The sequence below is a fragment of the Mesorhizobium sp. LNJC391B00 genome, from assembly GCF_000502535.1.
Lineage (GTDB): Bacteria > Pseudomonadota > Alphaproteobacteria > Rhizobiales > Rhizobiaceae > Mesorhizobium.
Genome location: NZ_AYWI01000010.1, coordinates 100,100 through 117,749 on the forward strand (window position 1 = coordinate 100,100; position 17,650 = coordinate 117,749).

The window sequence follows — 17,650 nt, forward strand, 5'->3', positions numbered from 1 at the left end:
GTTCGTTTGCAGGACAACCGTCACCGGCTTTTGATTTTCCAGTGGCGGCCAAATTTGGCAAAACAACCCGCAGGAGGATTTCTGTCATGAACCGTCGAGATTTGCTTTTGAGCGGCGCCGCCCTCGCTGCCGTGGCCGGCGCGGCGGCAACGTTGCGCATGGGCGGGCCCGCTAAGGCTGCCGAAACCTTCGAGGTCACCAAGACCGACACCGAATGGCACGCCATCCTGTCCGACGAAGCCTTCAACGTGCTGCGCAAGGAAGGCACCGAGTATCCCGGCACCAGCCCGCTGCTGAACGAGCATCGCAAGGGCATTTTCGCCTGCGCCGGTTGCGACCTGCCGGTCTACCCCTCAGACACCAAGTTCGAGTCCGGCACCGGCTGGCCGAGCTTCTGGCAGGAGATTGCCAACGCCGTCGGCAAGACCGAGGACCGTTCGCTGGGCATGACCCGCACCGAGGTCCATTGCCGCCGCTGCGGCGGTCATCTCGGCCATGTCTTCGATGACGGTCCCGCACCCACCGGCCTGCGCCATTGCATCAACGGCGTTGCGCTCAGCTTCAAGCCGGCCACTGCCTGACCGTTCGGCGTCTTTAGCGGGGTGGGGATTTGGAGCCGGCGTGACGACCGCCTCTTATCTCTTGAACTGGGGCGAAAACAGTCAACTTCAAGAATTGGCAGACGGCTTTTTATGCGTAGATTCCGCAGCCCCAACGAGAGGGCCAGAACCTATGCAACCAACCAAAGCACGGGCTCGCGACGGCGAGCCCAAATCGAGCGCCAAATCGACCGACGGTGTTGATGCGGACCGGCCGCGAATATCCCATTCCGTGGTGATCACCGGCGGCGGCCCGACCGGGTTGATGCTGGGCGGCGAGCTTTCCCTGGCCGGCATCGATGTCGCCATCGTCGAGCGGCGCGAGAACCAGGACCTCGCCGGCGCGCGCTCGGGCGGCCTGCATTCGCGCACCATCGAGATCTTCGACCAGCGCGGCATTGCCGATCGGTTCCTGTCGCAAGGCCAGACCGCACAGGTCGCAGGCTTCGCCGGCGTTTCGCTTGATATCAGCGACTTCCCCACCCGCCACAATTACGGGCTGGCGCTGTGGCAAAAGCACACAGAGCGCATCCTTGCCTGCTGGGTCGATGAACTTGGCGTCACGGTCTACCGTGGCCGCGAGGTGACAGGCTTCGTGCAGGATGGCGGCGGCGTCGATGTCGCGCTGAGCGATGGCGGGTCGCTTCGTGCCGATTATCTCGTCGGCTGCGACGGCGGCAGAAGCCTCGTGCGCAAGGCGGGGGGCATAGAGTTCCCCGGTTCCGAGCCGACAACCAGCAATTTGATCGCCGAGATCGAGGTAACAGAAGAGCCGCAATGGGGTATCCACCGCGATGCCATCGGAATTCACGGCCTCAGCAGACTGGAAGACGATACGGTACGGGTGCTGGTGACCGAGCGCGAGGTCGGGGCTGGCGGCGAGCCAACTTTGCGCGATCTCAGCGAGGCGCTCATTGCCGTCTACGGCACCGATTATGGCGTCCACAATCCGACATCGCTGGCCCGCTTCACCGACATGACCCGGCAGGCAGCCGCATACCGCAAGGGGCGGGTGCTGCTGGCCGGCGACGCCGCGCATGTGCATCCACCGGACGGTGGACAGGGGCTGCAGACCGGCGTGCAGGACGCGGTCAATCTGGGCTGGAAACTTGCCCAGGTGGTCAGGAAAACTGCGCCCGAAAGCCTGCTCGACAGCTACCAGGCAGAGCGCCACCCGATTGCCGCGCGTGTGATGAAAAACACCATGGCGTCGGTCGTGCTCCGTCGCGAAGACGAGCGCACCAAAGCGCTGCGCGATACAGTGTCGGAACTTCTCGGCATGGAAGAACCGCGCAAGCGTTTTGCCGGCATGTTATCCGGCCTGGACATCCACTACGATCTTGGCGAGGGGCATCCGCTGCTGGGGCGTCGCATGCCGGATCTCGACCTCGTCACCGCTGCCGGTCCGCTGCCGGTTTTCGCCCTGCTGCACGACGCTCGGCCGCTGCTGCTTAATCTTGGTGAGCCCGGCGCTTTTGGTATCGGCCCGTGGGTGGAGCGGATTCAGCTGGTCGACGCCAGCTACGATGGCGCATGGGAGCTTCCGGTGCTGGGGGCAGTCGAAGCCCCACGCGCAGTGCTGGTCCGGCCTGACGGTTATGTGGCCTGGGTCGGCGGCCCTGAAGCAGCCGGGCTAACCGACTCGCTGACCAAATGGTTTGGGCCGCCTGCCGCAGCATAGCGCGCCGGGTGTTCGACCAAGGAGCTTGACAACGATCGATGCTTAAGCGTGACCCCGGAAATCGGGGGTGATTTCCGGGGTCACACATGAGGGCGCCAGGCGGGGATCCGGCGCGCTCAATGGCCTCCGCCACCGCTGCCCGCGGGCGGCGCCGGCTTGGCGATGACCAGGGTGAAGACCGCCATGGTCGCGAACAGCACGGTCAGCATGGTGAACACATCCATGAACGACAGCAGCGACGCCTGCTGCTGGACCATGCCCGACAGTTTGGAGATCGCCGCCTTGGTGGCGTCGAGGCCGGGAGTCTGCTGGAAGTCGAGCGTCATGTTCTGCAGCTTGGCCTGCGCCGCCGCACTGCCCCATTCCACATGTTCGGACAGCCTGGCGTAGTGGAAGGCGCTGCGATCGATCAGCACGGTGTTGATGACGGCAAGGCCGACCGCACCGCCGAGGTTGCGGGTCAGGTTGAACAGGCCCGACGCGTTCTTCAGCCGGTCCGGCGGCAAGGTGCCGAGCGCAATGTTGTTGATCGGCACCATGCACAGCATCATCGAGCTGCCGCGCAGGATCTGCGGGATCAGCAATTCCCAGAAATCCCAGTCGGCGGTCAGATGCGTCATCCACCATGTGCCGGCAGCGAAACCGAACAGCCCGATCATCATCATGATGCGCAAATCCATCTTGCTCGACAGGATGCCGGAAATCGGCGCAGTGACGAACATCGCCAGGCCGCTGACGAACAAGGCTTCGCCGATCATCATGGAATCGTAGCCGCGGATGCGCCCGAGGAACACCGGGTAGAGATAGGTCAGACCGTACAGGCCGATGCCGATGACGAAAGAGAACAGCGAACCGAAGGCGAAATTGACGTTGGTGAAGGCCCTGAGATCGACGATCGGCTCCTCGGCGGTGAAGGCACGCCAGAAGAACAGCGCCGCACCGACAACCATGATGATGGCGCAGATGAACACGGCCTGTTCCTGCAGCCAGTCATGGTTCGGACCCTCCTCGAGCACATATTCCATGCAGCCGAGAAACGCCGCCATGCCGGCAAGGCCCCACCAGTCGCACTTGCTGAACAGGCCGAGATTGGGCTTGTCGAAATCGATCAGGGTCCAGGTCGTGACCGTCACCAGAATGCCTGGAATGACATTGATGAGGAACAGCCAGTGCCACGACATGGCATGGCTGATATAGCCGCCGACGGTCGGGCCGATGGTCGGCGCCAGCGTCGCCACCAGGCCGATCATCGGCGACACCATGGCGCGGCGCGACGGCGGGAAGATGGTGAAGGCGGCGGCGAAAACGCTCGGGATCATGCCGCCGCCGATAAAGCCCTGGATGGCGCGGTAGACGATCATCTGGTCGATGTTGGTGGCGGTCGCGGCCAGCGCGCTGGCCGCCGTGAAGCCGGCCGCGGCGCCTGCAAACAGCACGCGCGTCGACAGCATCCGGCTGAGGAAGCCCGACAGCGGGATCATCACCACTTCGGCGATCAGATAGGCGGTCTGCACCCATGGGATTTCATCGGAACTGGCGCTGAGGCCGGCCTGGATCTCGGCCAGCGAGGCTGAGACGATCTGGATGTCGAGGATCGCCATGAACATGCCGAACACCATCGCCAGGAAGGCGATGAGGCGGCGCGTCGAGATGGTCGTCGGCACCGCCGGCATGGCAGGCGCCGGCGCCGCTCCTGCTGTTATGGTTGCGGTTGCCATGGTATTGCTCCCGGCTTTCGCTCAGTTCGCCGCGGCCGGAGCCGTGCGGCTGTCGACGGCGACGACGACGCTCAGGCCGGCGCGCNTGCGGTTGCCATGGTATTGCTCCCGGCTTTCGCTCAGTTCGCCGCGGCCGGAGCCGTGCGGCTGTCGACGGCGACGACGACGCTCAGGCCGGCGCGCAGCCTGCCGGCCTTCAGCACATCGGCCGGCACGTCGATGCGAACCGGGATGCGCTGCACCACCTTGGTGAAGTTGCCGGTGGCATTTTCCGGCGGCAGCAGCGAGAACACCGCACCCGAAGCCGGCGCCAGCGACGACACCGTGCCTTCGAAATCATGGCCGTCCGTGGCGTCCACCGAGACCCGCACCTTCTCGCCGGGCACCAGCTTGGCCAGCTGCGTCTCCTTGAAGTTGGCAACGATGTAGAGCTTGTCCAGCGGCACCACGACGGCGAGCTTCTGGCCGGGGCTGACGAGGTCGCCCTGCTCGACCGAGCGGTTGCCGACGACGCCGTCATATGGCGCCTTGAGCACGGTGAAGGAAAGATCGCGGGCGGCCTTGTCGCGGTTCAGCCGCAGCGAAGCCAGCGTGCTGGCCGATTCGGCGCGCTGCGCTTCGAACACGCCGATATTGGCCTGTGCGGCTGCAATCTGCGCGTCGGCGCCGACAAGGGCTGCATTGGCCTGGTCGAGAGCGGTCTGGGCGTCGTCCAATTGCGCCTGCGTGCCGACATGCGTCTTGACCAGTTGCGCGGCGCGCTGCTGGGCACGAGCGGCATTGTCGGCTGCCGCCTGGTCGGCGACCTTCTGCGCCTGCGCCTGTTGCAGCGAAGCGTGCGCCGCCTTGGTCTGCGCGTCGATACGGTCGAGCGTCTTGGCCAGCGTGGCGATCTGCGCCTCCGCCTGGGCAACGGCTATTCTGTAGTCGCCGTCGTCGATCGTCAGCAGCGGATCGCCGGCCTTGACCTGCTGGTTCTCCGAGACCTTGACTTGATCGACATAGCCGGAAATCTTCGGCGAGACGAACGACATGTCGGCCTGGACATAGGCATCGTCGGTCGAGATCAGGAACCGGCCGTCGGTCCAGTAATTATAGCCATACCAGGCGCCGGCGCTGAGCAGAGCGAGGCCGACGATCGGCAGCATGAACGAGCGAGCCGACCGCTTTTTCTTGGCCGGCACCTCGGCCAAAACTTCGGCGGCAGGCTTGATGGGCGCTTCCGGCGCTTCGATAACCGGCGAGACCTTGGCGTTGGGAAAGGGGCGGACTTCGGCGGTGGTTGGCGTGTTCGAGGACATGATATCTCGCTACCGTAGCTATATAAGGAAAATGTGTTATACTGAACCGTTCGGTTCGATGTGAACGTTGACATAGCGCTAAAGCAGGCCCATATCAAGAGCAATCGAACCGCTCGGTTCGAATTATTTTCGCGAGGTGTGACTTTAATGGCCGACACGTTACCCGACGTCGAAAATGATCCGTGCGATGTGCTGGATAGTGCGCGTCGCGGCCGCCCGGCGGCGGGCCAGGATCCGGTCAAGCGCAGCCAGATTATCGAGGGCGCGCGGCGCGTGTTCATCGACAAGGGCTTCGAAGCGGCGTCGATGAACGACATTACCCGCGAGGCCGGCGTCTCCAAGGGCACGATCTATGTCTACTTCGCCAACAAGGAAGAGCTGTTCGAGGCGCTGATCGAGGAAGAGCGCGGCACCATCTTCAAGAACATGTACGACATGCTCGACCGAGCTGACGATCTGCGCCAGACGCTGGTGAAATTCGGCAAGGTGCTGTCGATGAAGATCACCTCGGCCAAGGTCATCCAGGCGCAACGCACCGTGATCGGCGCTTCCGACAGGATACCCGACATGGGCGCGCGGTTTTACGAACGCGGCCCCAAACGCGGCCACGACAAGGTGGTCAAGTTCCTCAATGCAGCCATCGAACGCGGCCTGCTCAAGATCGATGATGTCGATCTTGCCGCCTATCAATTCACCGAACTGTGCCTCGCCGGCCTGTTTCGCCAGTGCATCTTCGCCTACCGCACCAAGGCGCCGAGCCAGGATGAAATCGACCACATCGTGCGGTCGGGCGTCAGCCTGTTCCTGAAGTCCTACGGCACCGAAAAGCTTGCCGAGGAAGAAAGCCACCAGATGATCGCTGTGGAGGCGAAGCCAAAGGCAAAGGCCTAGTTAGCCAAGGTCTTTTTTCGCAACTCCGGACGGAAAACCGCTTCACACTTCCTGGAGTTGCTTTTAACCGCCATTGGCCGCCAGCACGATCGCCGCGCGCAGTTCGTCCAGACCCTCGCCCTTTTCCGACGACGTGGCGAGCACGAACGGAAACGCCGCCGGCCGCTTCTTGATCTTCAGTAATGTCTCTTCGATCAGCCGCGGCACGCCGGCGGCCTTGATCTTGTCGGTCTTGGTCAGCACGATCTGGTAGGACACCGCCGCCTTGTCGAGCAGCGACAGCACTTCGTCGTCCTTGGCTTTGATGCCATGGCGGGAATCGATCAGCACATAGACCCGCTTCAGCGTCACGCGGCCCTTGAGATAATCGAAGACCAGCTTGGTCCAGTCGTCGACCTTTTCCTTCGGCGCGCTGGCATAGCCGTAGCCCGGCATGTCGACCAGCGCCATTGGCGGCAGGTCGGCGCCTTCGCCGGAAAACCCGCCCGGCACGAAATAGTTGAGCTCCTGCGTGCGCCCCGGCGTGTTGGAGGTGCGCGCCAGCCCGTTATGGCCGACCAGCGCATTGATCAGCGACGACTTGCCGACATTGGAGCGGCCGGCAAAGGCGATCTCCGGCGGCCCCTCCGGCGGCAGGAACTTCATCGCCGGCACGCCGCGGATGAAGATCCACCCCTTGGTGAACAGGTCGGTGCCGATGACGGTGTTGCCCAAGGCGTTCAAGTCGCTGCCTCCAGCCTGGAAATATCTGCGCCCCGAATGGCGTTGAGGTTGCGGCCGATCTTGTCCACCGGCCAGTTCCACCACGCCACGGAAAGCAGCCGCCTGACCGTCCTGTCGTCGAAACGCATCTTCACCACCTTTGCCGCATTGCCGGCGACGATCGCATAGGCCGGCACGTCGTGCGTCACCACCGATTTCGCCGCCACGATGGCGCCATTGCCGACCGACACGCCGGGCATGATCACCGCATCCATGCCGATCCATACATCATTGCCGACCGCCGTATCGCCGCGCAGTTCCTGCGACCACGTCTTCGGGTCGAAGCCTTGCTCCCAGCCATGGCCGAAAATGTTGAACGGATAGGTGGAAAAGCCGGACATGGCATGGTTGGCGCCGTTCATGATGAAGCGCGCGCCCTCGGCGATGGCGCAGAACTTGCCGATGATCAGCTTGTCGCCGATGAAGGGATAATGATGCAGCACGCATCGCTCGGCGAATTTGTCCGGTCCGTCAGGATCGTCATAGTAGGTGAACTCGCCGATCTCGATATTCGGCGCGGTGACCAGGGGCTTGAGGAAGCCGACGCGGGTGTGCATCGGGATCGGGTGTTTGATGTCTGGGTTGGGTCCGTCCATGGCGAGATCCGTCGAGAGTGGCGCAAATTAAAGCCGCCATTCAAGATGGCGTGATCCGCCCTATAGCACCAATCGCCCGATGAGCGAGCCCTGCTGGGCTTCGATGTTCAGTTCGTGCCGCGGCAGATCACGATCAGGTCGACCGCCGCCGTCGGCTAAGGCGCCCTGAAACCCAAAAAAACGGGGCCCTGCGAAGGACAAGCAGGACCCCGGTGGTGTCGAAGACGGCTTCAAAAGAATGGCACCTCGCCGTGAGGTGGGGAAGGCAGACCGAGAAAGCCCGTCGCAGCCCGCCGTCATTCCCCGTTGCGTAAAGCCGTTACTTCGGCAACAGCACCTTGTTGACGACGTGGATGACGCCGTTCGACTGGTTGACGTCGGCGACCGTCACCTTGGCGGCGCCGCCGGACTCGTCGACGATGTAGAGCGAGCCGCCCTTGACCTCGGCGATCAGCGTGTCGCCGCTGACGGTCTTCATCTCATACTTGCCGCCCATCGCCTTGGCCTTGGTCATCATCTCCTTGGCCGAGATCTTTCCGGCCACGACATGGGCCGTCAGGATATTGGTCAGCTTGTTCTTGTTTTCGGGCTTCACCAGCGTGGCGACGGTGCCGGCCGGCAGTTTCTTGAAGGCGGAATCGGTCGGCGCAAACACCGTGAAGGGTCCCGCGCTTTCCAGCGTGTCGACCAGGCCGGCGGCCTTGACGGCGGCAACCAGCGTCTTGTGGATCGGCGAGTTGAGGGCGTTCTCGACGATGTTCTTGGAGGTCAGCATCGCAGCGCCGCCAACGGCGGGATTGGCGAGCGTATAGGCCGTCGTCGCTGCGAGGCCCGATAGAGCCAGGCCGGCGGAAAAGCAGAATGCCTTGAGGATGGACTTTGCCATTGGAGAACCCTTCTGGTGCGACAATTGTTGATTCGATTGTCGGGAAGAGTTACGCGGCGACTGCCGGAAAGTTTCGATACAGAGTAAAAAACAATAATAATAACAGATACTTAAAGGCGAATGCCCATCCCACGAGCCGCATCCCCGCGATGGACATGACGGGGTCGCGGATCAAAAACAGCGGTCTTCGGATTAGGGCTGATCGGTGTTGATCGGCCTTGGCGGTACAGCAGCAGCCACGCCGGATGCACGCCGCAAGTTTCGCGCCTCACGGGAACGTGATGCGCGCCTCGTCCACAAAAAACACCGGACGAGCCGGGGCTTTGATTGCCACGCCTTCTATTCAGCCGGCGATGGTTTCTTTCGGAACAGCGCCGCCAAATTGTCCCACAATTCGATCTTGGCGCCCTGGCGCTTCATGATCACGCCCTGCTGCAGGATCGACAGCGTGTTGTTCCAGGCCCAGTAGATGACGAGGCCGGCCGGGAAGCTGCCCATCATGAAGGTGAAGATCACCGGCATCCAGGTGAAGATCTGCGCCTGCGTCGGATCCGGCGGCGTCGGGTTCATGCGCATCTGCAGGAACATGGTGATGCCCATGACCACCGCCCAGGCACCCATATGCGGCAGGAATGCCGGCGGCGCGAAGGGCAGCAGGCCGAACAGGTTGAAGACCGAGGTCGGATCGGGCGCCGCCAGATCCTGGATCCAGCCGAAGAACGGCGCGTGCCGCATCTCGATGGTGATGTAGAGCACCTTGTAGAGCGAGAAGAACACCGGGATCTGCAGTGCCACCGGCCAGCAGCCGGCGAGCGGATTGATCTTCTCGGTCTTGTACAGCTCCATCATCGCCTGTTGCTGCTTCATCTTGTCGTCCGCGTATTTCTCGCGGATCTCGAGCATCTTGGGCTGCACCTTCTTCATGTTCGCCATCGACGCATAGGATTTGTTGGCGAGCGGGAAGAAGAGGGTTTTGACGACGACCGTGGTGGCAAGGATGGCCAAGCCGAAATTGCCGAAGAATTTGTACAGCGTGTCGATCAGGTAGAACATCGGCTTGGTGATCCAGATGAACCACCCCCAATCGATCAGCCGGTCGAACAGCCTGATCTGCCGGTCCTGGGCGTAGGCGTTGATCTTGTTGACTTCCTTGGCGCCGGCGAAGATCTCGGTCTCCACCGTCGCCGACTGGCCGGCGGCAATGGTGATCGGGTCGGTGAGGAAGTCCGACTGGTAGCGCGGGCGGCCATTGTCGTAATAGGCATAGTGCGGCTGGAACGGCTGCTTCTCGGTCGGCACCAGGGTGACCGCCCAGTATTTGTCGGTGATGCCAAGCCAGCCATCGGTCGATTTGCTCGGCGTATACAGCTTGTTCTTCTCGATGTCGGCGTATTTGTGCTCCTGCAGGCCTTCCGTGCCGGTGACGCCGATCAGGCCTTCATGCAGCACATAGGAGCTGGCAATGGCTGGCTTGTCGAAACGGATGACGCGGCCGTAATTGGACAGCGTGACCGGGGCCGAGCCTGAATTCTGCACCGCATCGGAAACGGTGAACATGTAGTCGCCGTCGACGGAGATCGTGCGCTTGAAGGTCAGGCCCTTGTCGTTGGTGAAGGTCAGCGTCACTGGCGTCGCCGGCGTCAGCGTCGCATTGCCGTCGACGCTCCAGACCGTTTCCGGGCCCGGCACCGTGCCGGTCGTGTCGCTGCCGACAAAGCCGATCTCGGCATAATAGCCGGTGGGCAGCGCCTGCGGATTGAGCAGCTGGATCTGCGGCGATGTCTTGTCGACCGTTTCGGTGTAGTGCTTGAGCTTTAGGTCGTCGAGGCGGGCGCCGGTGAGGTTGATCGAGCCCGACAGGCTCGGCGTGTCGATGTTGACGCGGGCCGTCTTGGCCACTTCCTGCGCGCGGCCTTCCGGCGTCGTGACATAGGTGCCGGGCGCGTTTGGAATGGCGCCGGGCGCTGCGGGCGCCGGCGTGCCGCCGGGGTTGGCGGCCTCGGCCGCCTTCTTCTGCTCCGCCGCCCGCTGCTCTTCGATGCGGGCCGCCTCGCGCTGCTGTTCGCTGCGCGGCAGCACATAGAAATATTGCCATAGCCCGAGGATCAGCACCGACAAGACGATGGTGATGTAGAAGTTCCGGTTGTTTTCCATCGAAAGCCCTTGGCCTATCGTGTTCCGCTGAGACGGCGGGAGAGTTCGGCCTTCAACTGGCCGAACGGAATGGTGAGCACGTCTTCACGCCCGACGATGACATAGTCATTGCCGGGCGCCATGTCACTTGCGGCATGGGTGCGCACGGCTTCTTTCAGCCGCCGCCTGACGCGGTTGCGCACAACCGCATTGCCGACCCTCTTGGTGACGGTGAAGCCGACGCGCGGCGGCAGGCCGTCTTTGCGGTCGAGAACTTCAACGAGAAAAAGCCGCCCGCGCCGCTTTTCACCGCGGCGGACGGCCAGGAATTCCGCACGTTTCAGAAGCCGCTTGGGGTTTGGTCCCACTGGCTTGCCGGTTGCGGGCAACGATCTCGTCTTCCGTTCAGGCGCTGAGCCGCTTGCGGCCGCGGTTGCGGCGAGCTGCGACGACGCCGCGACCACCCTTGGTGGCCATGCGAGCACGGAAACCGTGCCGGCGTTTGCGGACGAGTTTGGACGGTTGGTAGGTACGCTTCATTTGTTTTAATACCGCGGGGTGCGGCCCTTCTTGATTCTGTCACTGTGTAACAGGAGCTTTGCCGGGCCGGCATTGGCGCGATCGAAACCGCGCCGGGACGAATGGCCCGAGCGTGAGCGGCTTATAGAAAGAAGGGTTTTGGGAGTCAATCCGGCGCGAATACCAGTTCGTCGCAGTGCGAACTGCCAGTTCGTCACGACGCGACACCCCGTTCGTCGCGGCGCGAACACTCAGTTCGAGGCTATTTTTATTGCTGGCGCCATCGTCCAACGAAGGATGAAATTGGCAAAAAAGCCGCAATCACCTAATCTCAACCGATCAAGCGTTTGTGAAGACAGGCCTTAATGAGCGAAGTTGCATCAGCGGATGAAGGGAGCGGCCCGGCGACAGCCGATGCCAGCCCGGCGACCGTTCGCCCGGTTGCGAGCCGTTCGGTGCCCAATCGTTCAGTGCCCTTGGCGCGCGGCCTGTCGACCAAGCTGCTCTTGCTCACCATTGTCTTCGTGCTCCTGGCCGAAGTCCTCATTTTCCTGCCCTGGATCGCCAGCTACCGCCTGGCCTGGCTGAAGGAGAGGCTAAGCACCGCTGCCGCGGTGTCGATCGTGCTGGTGCAGGGTGAGCCCAATTCGCTCTCCCGCGCCGCCCAGAACGACGTGCTGATGGCAATCGGCGCCAAGGCGATCGCGGTGCGCGACGGCGGCGTATCGCGCCTGCTGGTGGTGGCCGAGATGCCGCCGCAGGTCGACGAGCACATCGACATCGCCAATGTCGGCATGATCAAGGGCATGACCGGGGCGCTGGATACGCTGTTCTTCGGCGGCAAGCGCATGCTGCGGGTGTTCGGCCCGGTCGGCGACAGCGACAAGGAATTCGAGCTGATCATGCCCGACTATTCCCTCCGCAACGCCATGCTGCGCTATTCGCGCAACGTCGCCTTCGTCTCGCTGCTGATCTCGCTGTTCACCGCAATGCTGGTCTATGCCGCGATCGACCTGATCATGATCGGCCCGATCCGCACCATGACGCGCTCGATGCTGTCCTTCTCCGAGGCGCCCGACGATCCAGGGCGCATCATCCACCCGGCCGCCCGTGCCGACGAGATCGGCGTTGCCGAGCGCGAACTGTCGCAGATGCAGGAACGGCTGCAAAAGATGCTGTCGGAGCAGAAGCATCTTGCCGATCTTGGCCTCGCCGTCTCCAAGATCAACCATGACATGCGCAACATCCTGGCCTCGGCGCAACTGATGTCGGACCGCCTGCGCCTGGTCAAGGACCCGACGGTGCAGGCCTTCGCGCCAAAGCTGTTGCGCGCGCTCGACCGCGCCGTCTCCTATTCCGAAGGTGTGCTCCACTATGGCCGCACACAGGAGCCGGCGCCCTCACGCCGCCGCTTGCGGCTGCGCCAGCTGGTCGACGACGTCCACGGCCTGCTCGACATCGAGGACGGCATCGAATTCGTCAATGCCGTCGAGCTCGCCTTCGAGGTCGATGCCGATTCCGACCAGCTGTTTCGCGTGCTCACCAATCTGTGCCGAAACGCGGTGCAGGCGATGGCGGCCGACGCCGAGAGCGCGCTGGTGCGCCGGCTCGCCGTATCGGCCGAGCGCATAGGCAGCGTAAGCCGCATCATTGTCACCGACACCGGTCCCGGCCTGCCGGCGAAGGCGCGAGAAAACCTGTTCGCGGCGTTTCGAGGCTCGGCCCGCAGCGGCGGCACCGGCCTTGGCCTGGCCATCGCGCACGAGCTGATCCGCGCCCATGGCGGCACGGTGGAACTGGTCGAATCGATCGGCGGCCGCACCACCTTCGCCGTCACCATCCCCGACCAGCCGGTCCGCCTCGACCAGGCCCGCAACGGCCTGCGCCGCCCTGCCTGAGCTGTATTGATATTCAGCCGAAGCCGGACTGAGCTGAATCTCAGCACCCCTTTGATCGGCACCGTCGAAAGCAGCTGCGACAAAACTTTTGCCGGATTGGCTTGCTTTTCGGAAATTCAGTCGCTAGGGAACACGTCTTGTCGCGGCCGGTCGTCAGGATCGGTTAGCGGGGCTATGTAAAGCATGGCCTGTTGCGCGCCCGTAGCTCAGCTGGATAGAGCACCAGACTACGAATCTGGGGGTCAGGAGTTCGAATCTCTTCGGGCGCGCCATTTCCGCCGAAACTGTGATTTCCTGCGATCCGCTAGCCGGTCTTGGCCTCACATATGAAGAGCAGGTCGCGGAACACGTTGCCGAGCACCGCCTCATTCGAGTGCTGGAGAACTGGACGCCGCCTATTCCAGGCTTCTTCATGTATTACCCCAGTCGCCAGCATCAGCCTGCCGCACTAACTGTGCTCATCAACGCGCTGCGGTGTTCTTGAAATGGGCCGGTATGCGCCGACCGTTATTCCGCCTATCCCGGATCAGGACCCAATCGGCCTCGCACCAGCCAGATACCGCATATTCTCGAACGGCTCTGCCTGGTTGCTGTCCGGGCTCCACATGTGGCGGTGGGTCTCGGTAAGATTGCCGAGATAGACATGCAGGGCGCCTGAGCGGGCGCTGCCGGTGTTGGCGACCGCGTGCACAGTATCAGGGGTCATGTGCACCACGGCGGGCGCCGCGATGTCGTGGCGTTCCGGCGCATCGATCTCGCTGCCGTCAACGGGATAGATGAAGTTGGTCTCGCTACCCTTGTAGATGCCGATCAGCGCATCCATCAGATGGTTGTGCGGCGGGTACTGCAGGCCGGGCGACAGCGTGATGTGGTAGATGGTCAAGTCAGGGCTGGCATGCAGCAGCACCTCATCGTCGTCTTCCTCATGCGCGAGCACGCCTGATGCATGGAAGCGATCGGTGTGTTCGCGCAGCACCGCCTTTACCCGTTCGAAGACATGAGCACCTTTGGCTGCGTTGACGATATCGGCGGTTACGGCGTAAAGAGGCGAGTTGGCGGCAAGAGACATTTGTCATCATCTCCATTGGGAAGCTCAAACAATACAACTGAGATGCTCAGGCTAGCGAATGCCGGCAGACCCGTCAACCGGATGGTCGAACGGGCAAGCAGACTACGCGGGCAGACTACGCGGGCAGACCACGCGGGCAGACCAAACGGGCAGGCAGATATGGCTCTTCCGAAATCAGTGTCACCGTCCGCCGTCAAGGCGCCGTCGACCGCCGACATATTGCGCAGCGAGGAAGCTTATGAGCAGCTGAAGAGCGACATCGTCGCCTGCGTCCTGCAACCCGGCGAAAGCCTGACCGAAAAGCAGATCGGCGACCGCTACCAGATCAGAAAGGCGACGATCCGCTCGGCTTTGGCCCGCCTGACGCAGGAAGGGCTGATCAAGAGCGAGCCGCGCCGCGGCTATGTCATCGCACCGCTTAGCCTGCGCGACGTCGACGAGATTTTCGACGTCCGCAGCCTGATCGAGCCGGAAGTGTTCCGGGTGGCCGCGGCCAACCTCACCGAACGCGGGCTCGACGACATCAGGCTGGCGGCGCAAAAGGTGCTGAAGCCGGAGACGCTGCGCAGCCATGTCGCCTTTCTGGCGGCCGACCGCGCCTTTCGCCTGGCCCTGGCCGAACTCTCCGGCAATCTGCGCCTAGTTCGCCTGCTCGACCAAACGCTCGACCAGTCGGAGCGTGTCCTCCATCTCGGCTTCAAATCGCGCGACTTCACGCAAGCGATCATCGGCCAGCAGAAGGAGTTGGTGCTTGCCTGCGAGCTGGCCGAGGTCTCGGCCATCGCAAAGCTTGCCCGTTCGCAGTGCCTGTCGCTCAAGAAGCAGGTGCTCGAGGCCTTGCTCGCCGGCTCCAAGCTGCAGGACGCCAATTTGCAAAGCTTCGCCTGAGGCGCGAAGCCCGCGCTCTCTGGCCGCTTGCACTCACCCGTCGATGAAACGGATCTCCGCGTCGGCAAGGCAATAGGGCGCGTAGCGGAAATCGCGGATATGGCTGACCTTTCCATCCTGCCAGTCGACCAGCATGAAGCCGCGCACGGCGTCATCTCCCGTTTGCGGGTTGCGGATCAGGATGGCCGGCCTGCGGTCGACGAAGCCGAGCGACAGCGCCCAGTCCTGGACACGGTCGTAATTGCCGAAATAGTTGGAAACCTGCGCCTTGCCGCGCATGCGGGTGCGGTTGACGACTTCAAGCTGGATATCCTCGGCGATCAACGCGCGCACGGCGTCGAAGTCGCGCGCGTTGAACAGGTCGACATAGCGGCGCAGGCGCCGCTCGTCGTCGGCGTCGAGCTTTGGGGCAGGCGCCTGCTCGTCCTGTGACGCCAGCAGGCGCAGCTGCGACCGCCCGCGATGCAGCGCTGCCTTGGTCGCGGCCAGCGTCGCGCCGGACACTTCGCAGGTTTCGTGCAGGCTGAGGCCAAGCACGTCGACAAGGATCACGGCGCTGCGCTGCACTGTTGCCAGCTGCATGAAGCTTCGCAGGCTGGCGGCGGTGGCGAGCCTCGCATCGGCGCTTGCGGAGGGGTCTTCGATCGTCGTCATGTCGGTCTCGCTCATGCGCGCCTGCTCCCGCTGGCGCCGGCGCAGATGATCCTGCGCGGCATTGTGGGCTATGCGGAACAGCCATTGCTCCGGACGCCCAACGGTGGCGTCGCCGTCGATGGCCTGCAGTGCCTTGATCAGTGTCTCCTGGACGATGTCCTCGCCATCGATCACCGAGCCGGCCATGCGGGCGCAGTAGCGGTGCAGCTTCGGTCGCAAGGCGCCGAGCATCGCCTCCAGGGCAACGCGGTCGAGTTTTGCTGTGTTCATCCTGTCCGTTCCCAAAATGCCGGTCTTTGCATTCAAGCCGGCACGACCTCGCCGGCCAGCATACGATAATTGCCGACGATCTTTGCCGGCGATCTGGCAAGCGGCGTCGAGCGGCGCCCGGCATGATCGGCGCTGAAGGCCTTGAAGGCTGCGAGCCCCGTCAGGCCGTCGCCATCCTGGCTGACAAGATGGATGAACTCGCCATTCTCCAGTTCCAGGACGAGGTAGCGCACGGATTGCGGCTTCGTGTCGTCGAGTGCCTCGAACACCTGTGCAACCAGCATACGGTTCTCGGCGATGCTTTCGTCCTTCACGCCGTAGCGGATGAGATTGTAGCCCATTGTCGTCTCCTGTTTTTCAACTCTGCACAGAGAAGACGTTTCGCGGCCTCGAAAAGATTCGTCGCCCGGCGAATCTTTTCGATCGTCCGGATCGTCTTTCCCGTCGACGGCTGCGCGGCAGCCGTCCAGGAGCAGGAGAGACCCATCATGCACATCCAGTTTGCCGAATTGCCGGTGTTCGACCAGGACCGCGCCAAGGCCTTCTACACCGGACATCTTGCTTGCCAAGTGGCGGAGGACCAGCTGATGGGCGACAGCGGCTGGCGCTGGATCGAGCTGACATTTCCCGGCGCCGTCACCAATTTGCATTTCGTCAAACGCCCCGATGACACGCCGGGCACTGAGCCCGTGCTGGTGCTCGTTGATGGCGATGTCGAGGCAACGGTCGCGGGCCTGAAGGCGCGCGGCGTCGAAATCATCACCGAGCCGCAGGAAGCGCCTTGGCAGCCGGGCCGCACAGTCGCCGAATTCCGCGACAGCGAGGGCAACCGCATGGTTGTCGCCAGCAAATGATCGGACCCGGCGCAAAGCCGAACTTTGACATGAGAACAACAGGAGAGATGGACATGACCCCCCAAACGTCGACGCTGAAAGTACCGGGCGCCAGCCTCTATTATGAGATGCGCGGTTCCGGCCCCGTACTGTTGATAATCCCCGGCGGACCGCAGGACGCCGGCGTCTTCGCCGATGTCGCGGGCCACCTCGCCGACCGCTACACGGTGGTCGCCTATGATCCGCGCGGCAATTCGCGCAGCACCTTCGACGGAGAGCCGCAAGAGCAGGACCTCGATGTCCATGGCGACGATGCCGCGCGATTGATCGAGGCGCTTGGCGCCGGACCGGCCTATGTGTTCGGCACCAGCGGCGGCGCCCAGATCGGGCTCAACCTCGCCGCCCGCCATCCCGGCCGGGTTCGTGCACTGGTGGCGCATGAGCCGCCCAGCATGATGCTGCTCGACGACCCGTCGCCGTCACTGGCCGGCATGCGCGACCTGCACGACACCTATCGCAGCCAGGGTGTCGAGGCGGCGATGCAGAAATTCTTCAGCGAGAACAGCCTGTCGGAAGGGCCGGGTCAGGATGAAGCCGGGCCGCAGGACGGACCGCCTTCGTTCGAACCGTCGCCCGAGGAGGCCGAGACCTTTGCCAGGGTCAGCGGCAATTTCGAATACTGGCTGGCGCATGGCGTCATGCCGCTGTCGCTCTACCGTCCTGATATCGAGGCGCTGCGCGGCCGCCCGGTCGTGGTCGGCATCGGCGAAGAGTCCATCGGCCAGCCGATCGACGGCATGGGCAAGGCGCTGGCCGACGGGCTCGGCAGCAAGCGCGCCGCCTTCCCCGGCGACCACATGGGCTTTGCGCCCTATCCCGACCGCTTCGCCGAGACCTTGCACCTGACGCTCAGAGGCGCGTGAGATCGTCAGTTCAACAGGAAAGGAGCGTC

The 17,650-nt window shown here is 63.2% G+C and carries 18 protein-coding genes and 1 tRNA gene; 8 read left to right on the plus strand and 11 right to left on the minus strand.

All coding sequences use genetic code 11. The annotated features are described in order from the left end of the window. Positions 1-86 precede the first annotated feature (86 nt). On the plus strand, positions 87-581 hold the full coding sequence (gene msrB, locus X750_RS142240) for a peptide-methionine (R)-S-oxide reductase MsrB (protein ID WP_023703789.1): 495 nt from the start codon (positions 87-89) through the stop codon (positions 579-581). A 151-nt stretch (positions 582-732) separates the two neighbouring features. Then, positions 733-2,280 (plus strand): FAD-dependent monooxygenase, encoded by a 1,548-nt coding sequence (locus tag X750_RS142235; protein WP_023750785.1) that lies wholly within the window; start codon positions 733-735, stop codon positions 2,278-2,280. 116 nt (positions 2,281-2,396) lie between these two features. Here the strand turns inward: X750_RS142235 and X750_RS142230 are convergent, their stop codons facing one another. Then, complete coding sequence (locus tag X750_RS142230; RefSeq protein WP_023748262.1) at positions 2,397-3,998, minus strand: DHA2 family efflux MFS transporter permease subunit; 1,602 nt, start codon at positions 3,996-3,998, stop codon at positions 2,397-2,399. Between the two features lie 119 nt (positions 3,999-4,117). Continuing rightward, complete coding sequence (locus tag X750_RS142225; protein WP_023696024.1) at positions 4,118-5,299, minus strand: HlyD family secretion protein; 1,182 nt, start codon at positions 5,297-5,299, stop codon at positions 4,118-4,120. A gap of 147 nt (positions 5,300-5,446) precedes the next feature. Here X750_RS142225 and X750_RS142220 point away from each other — a divergent pair, with 147 nt between their 5' ends. Next, positions 5,447-6,190: a TetR/AcrR family transcriptional regulator gene (locus X750_RS142220; RefSeq protein WP_023748263.1), complete on the plus strand. Its 744-nt coding sequence runs from the start codon at positions 5,447-5,449 to the stop codon at positions 6,188-6,190. Between the two features lie 63 nt (positions 6,191-6,253). Here the strand turns inward: X750_RS142220 and yihA are convergent, their stop codons facing one another. From yihA to rpmH, 6 genes are all read right to left on the minus strand, one after another. Further along, complete coding sequence (gene yihA / locus X750_RS142215) at positions 6,254-6,913, minus strand: ribosome biogenesis GTP-binding protein YihA/YsxC (protein ID WP_023703785.1); 660 nt, start codon at positions 6,911-6,913, stop codon at positions 6,254-6,256. Further along, on the minus strand, positions 6,910-7,548 hold the full coding sequence (locus X750_RS142210) for a CatB-related O-acetyltransferase (protein WP_023748264.1): 639 nt from the start codon (positions 7,546-7,548) through the stop codon (positions 6,910-6,912). The genes yihA and X750_RS142210 overlap by 4 nt, the downstream gene beginning before the upstream one ends. A gap of 319 nt (positions 7,549-7,867) precedes the next feature. After that, positions 7,868-8,434: a fasciclin domain-containing protein gene (locus X750_RS142205; protein WP_023748265.1), complete on the minus strand. Its 567-nt coding sequence runs from the start codon at positions 8,432-8,434 to the stop codon at positions 7,868-7,870. Between the two features lie 339 nt (positions 8,435-8,773). Continuing rightward, positions 8,774-10,588 carry a membrane protein insertase YidC gene (yidC, locus tag X750_RS142200; protein ID WP_023748266.1) on the minus strand — a complete coding sequence of 605 codons (1,815 nt, stop codon included), beginning with the start codon at positions 10,586-10,588 and terminating at the stop codon, positions 8,774-8,776. Positions 10,589-10,602: 14 nt separating this feature from the next. After that, a complete protein-coding gene (gene rnpA / locus X750_RS142195; protein WP_023693018.1) occupies positions 10,603-10,956 on the minus strand; it encodes a ribonuclease P protein component in 354 nt (117 codons plus the stop codon). A 16-nt stretch (positions 10,957-10,972) separates the two neighbouring features. After that, positions 10,973-11,107, minus strand: coding sequence for a 50S ribosomal protein L34 (rpmH, locus tag X750_RS0133475; RefSeq protein ID WP_008833937.1), 135 nt, complete (start codon positions 11,105-11,107; stop codon positions 10,973-10,975). Positions 11,108-11,451: 344 nt separating this feature from the next. Between rpmH and X750_RS142190 the strand changes: the two genes are divergently transcribed. Beyond that, positions 11,452-12,984 (plus strand): HAMP domain-containing sensor histidine kinase, encoded by a 1,533-nt coding sequence (locus X750_RS142190; protein ID WP_023672265.1) that lies wholly within the window; start codon positions 11,452-11,454, stop codon positions 12,982-12,984. A gap of 195 nt (positions 12,985-13,179) precedes the next feature. Beyond that, a tRNA-Arg gene (locus X750_RS142185) sits at positions 13,180-13,256 on the plus strand. A gap of 254 nt (positions 13,257-13,510) precedes the next feature. On the opposite strand, the gene X750_RS142180 is transcribed toward X750_RS142185, so the two are convergent. Beyond that, the gene (locus X750_RS142180; RefSeq protein WP_023748267.1) at positions 13,511-14,053 is read right to left on the minus strand and encodes an autotransporter; all 543 of its coding nucleotides are present in this window, start codon (positions 14,051-14,053) and stop codon (positions 13,511-13,513) included. Positions 14,054-14,212: 159 nt separating this feature from the next. Between X750_RS142180 and X750_RS142175 the strand changes: the two genes are divergently transcribed. Continuing rightward, positions 14,213-14,941 carry a GntR family transcriptional regulator gene (locus tag X750_RS142175; protein ID WP_031243299.1) on the plus strand — a complete coding sequence of 243 codons (729 nt, stop codon included), beginning with the start codon at positions 14,213-14,215 and terminating at the stop codon, positions 14,939-14,941. A gap of 33 nt (positions 14,942-14,974) precedes the next feature. Here X750_RS142175 and X750_RS142170 read toward each other — a convergent pair whose 3' ends face one another. Both X750_RS142170 and X750_RS07965 read right to left on the minus strand, forming a co-directional pair. Then, on the minus strand, positions 14,975-15,865 hold the full coding sequence (locus X750_RS142170; RefSeq protein WP_023748269.1) for a sigma-70 family RNA polymerase sigma factor: 891 nt from the start codon (positions 15,863-15,865) through the stop codon (positions 14,975-14,977). A 32-nt stretch (positions 15,866-15,897) separates the two neighbouring features. Beyond that, complete coding sequence (locus X750_RS07965; RefSeq protein WP_023681378.1) at positions 15,898-16,206, minus strand: hypothetical protein; 309 nt, start codon at positions 16,204-16,206, stop codon at positions 15,898-15,900. A 147-nt stretch (positions 16,207-16,353) separates the two neighbouring features. Between X750_RS07965 and X750_RS142165 the strand changes: the two genes are divergently transcribed. Both X750_RS142165 and X750_RS142160 read left to right on the plus strand, forming a co-directional pair. Beyond that, on the plus strand, positions 16,354-16,719 hold the full coding sequence (locus X750_RS142165) for a VOC family protein (RefSeq protein WP_023672270.1): 366 nt from the start codon (positions 16,354-16,356) through the stop codon (positions 16,717-16,719). A gap of 53 nt (positions 16,720-16,772) precedes the next feature. After that, on the plus strand, positions 16,773-17,621 hold the full coding sequence (locus X750_RS142160; RefSeq protein ID WP_245261692.1) for an alpha/beta hydrolase: 849 nt from the start codon (positions 16,773-16,775) through the stop codon (positions 17,619-17,621). Positions 17,622-17,650 lie beyond the last annotated feature (29 nt).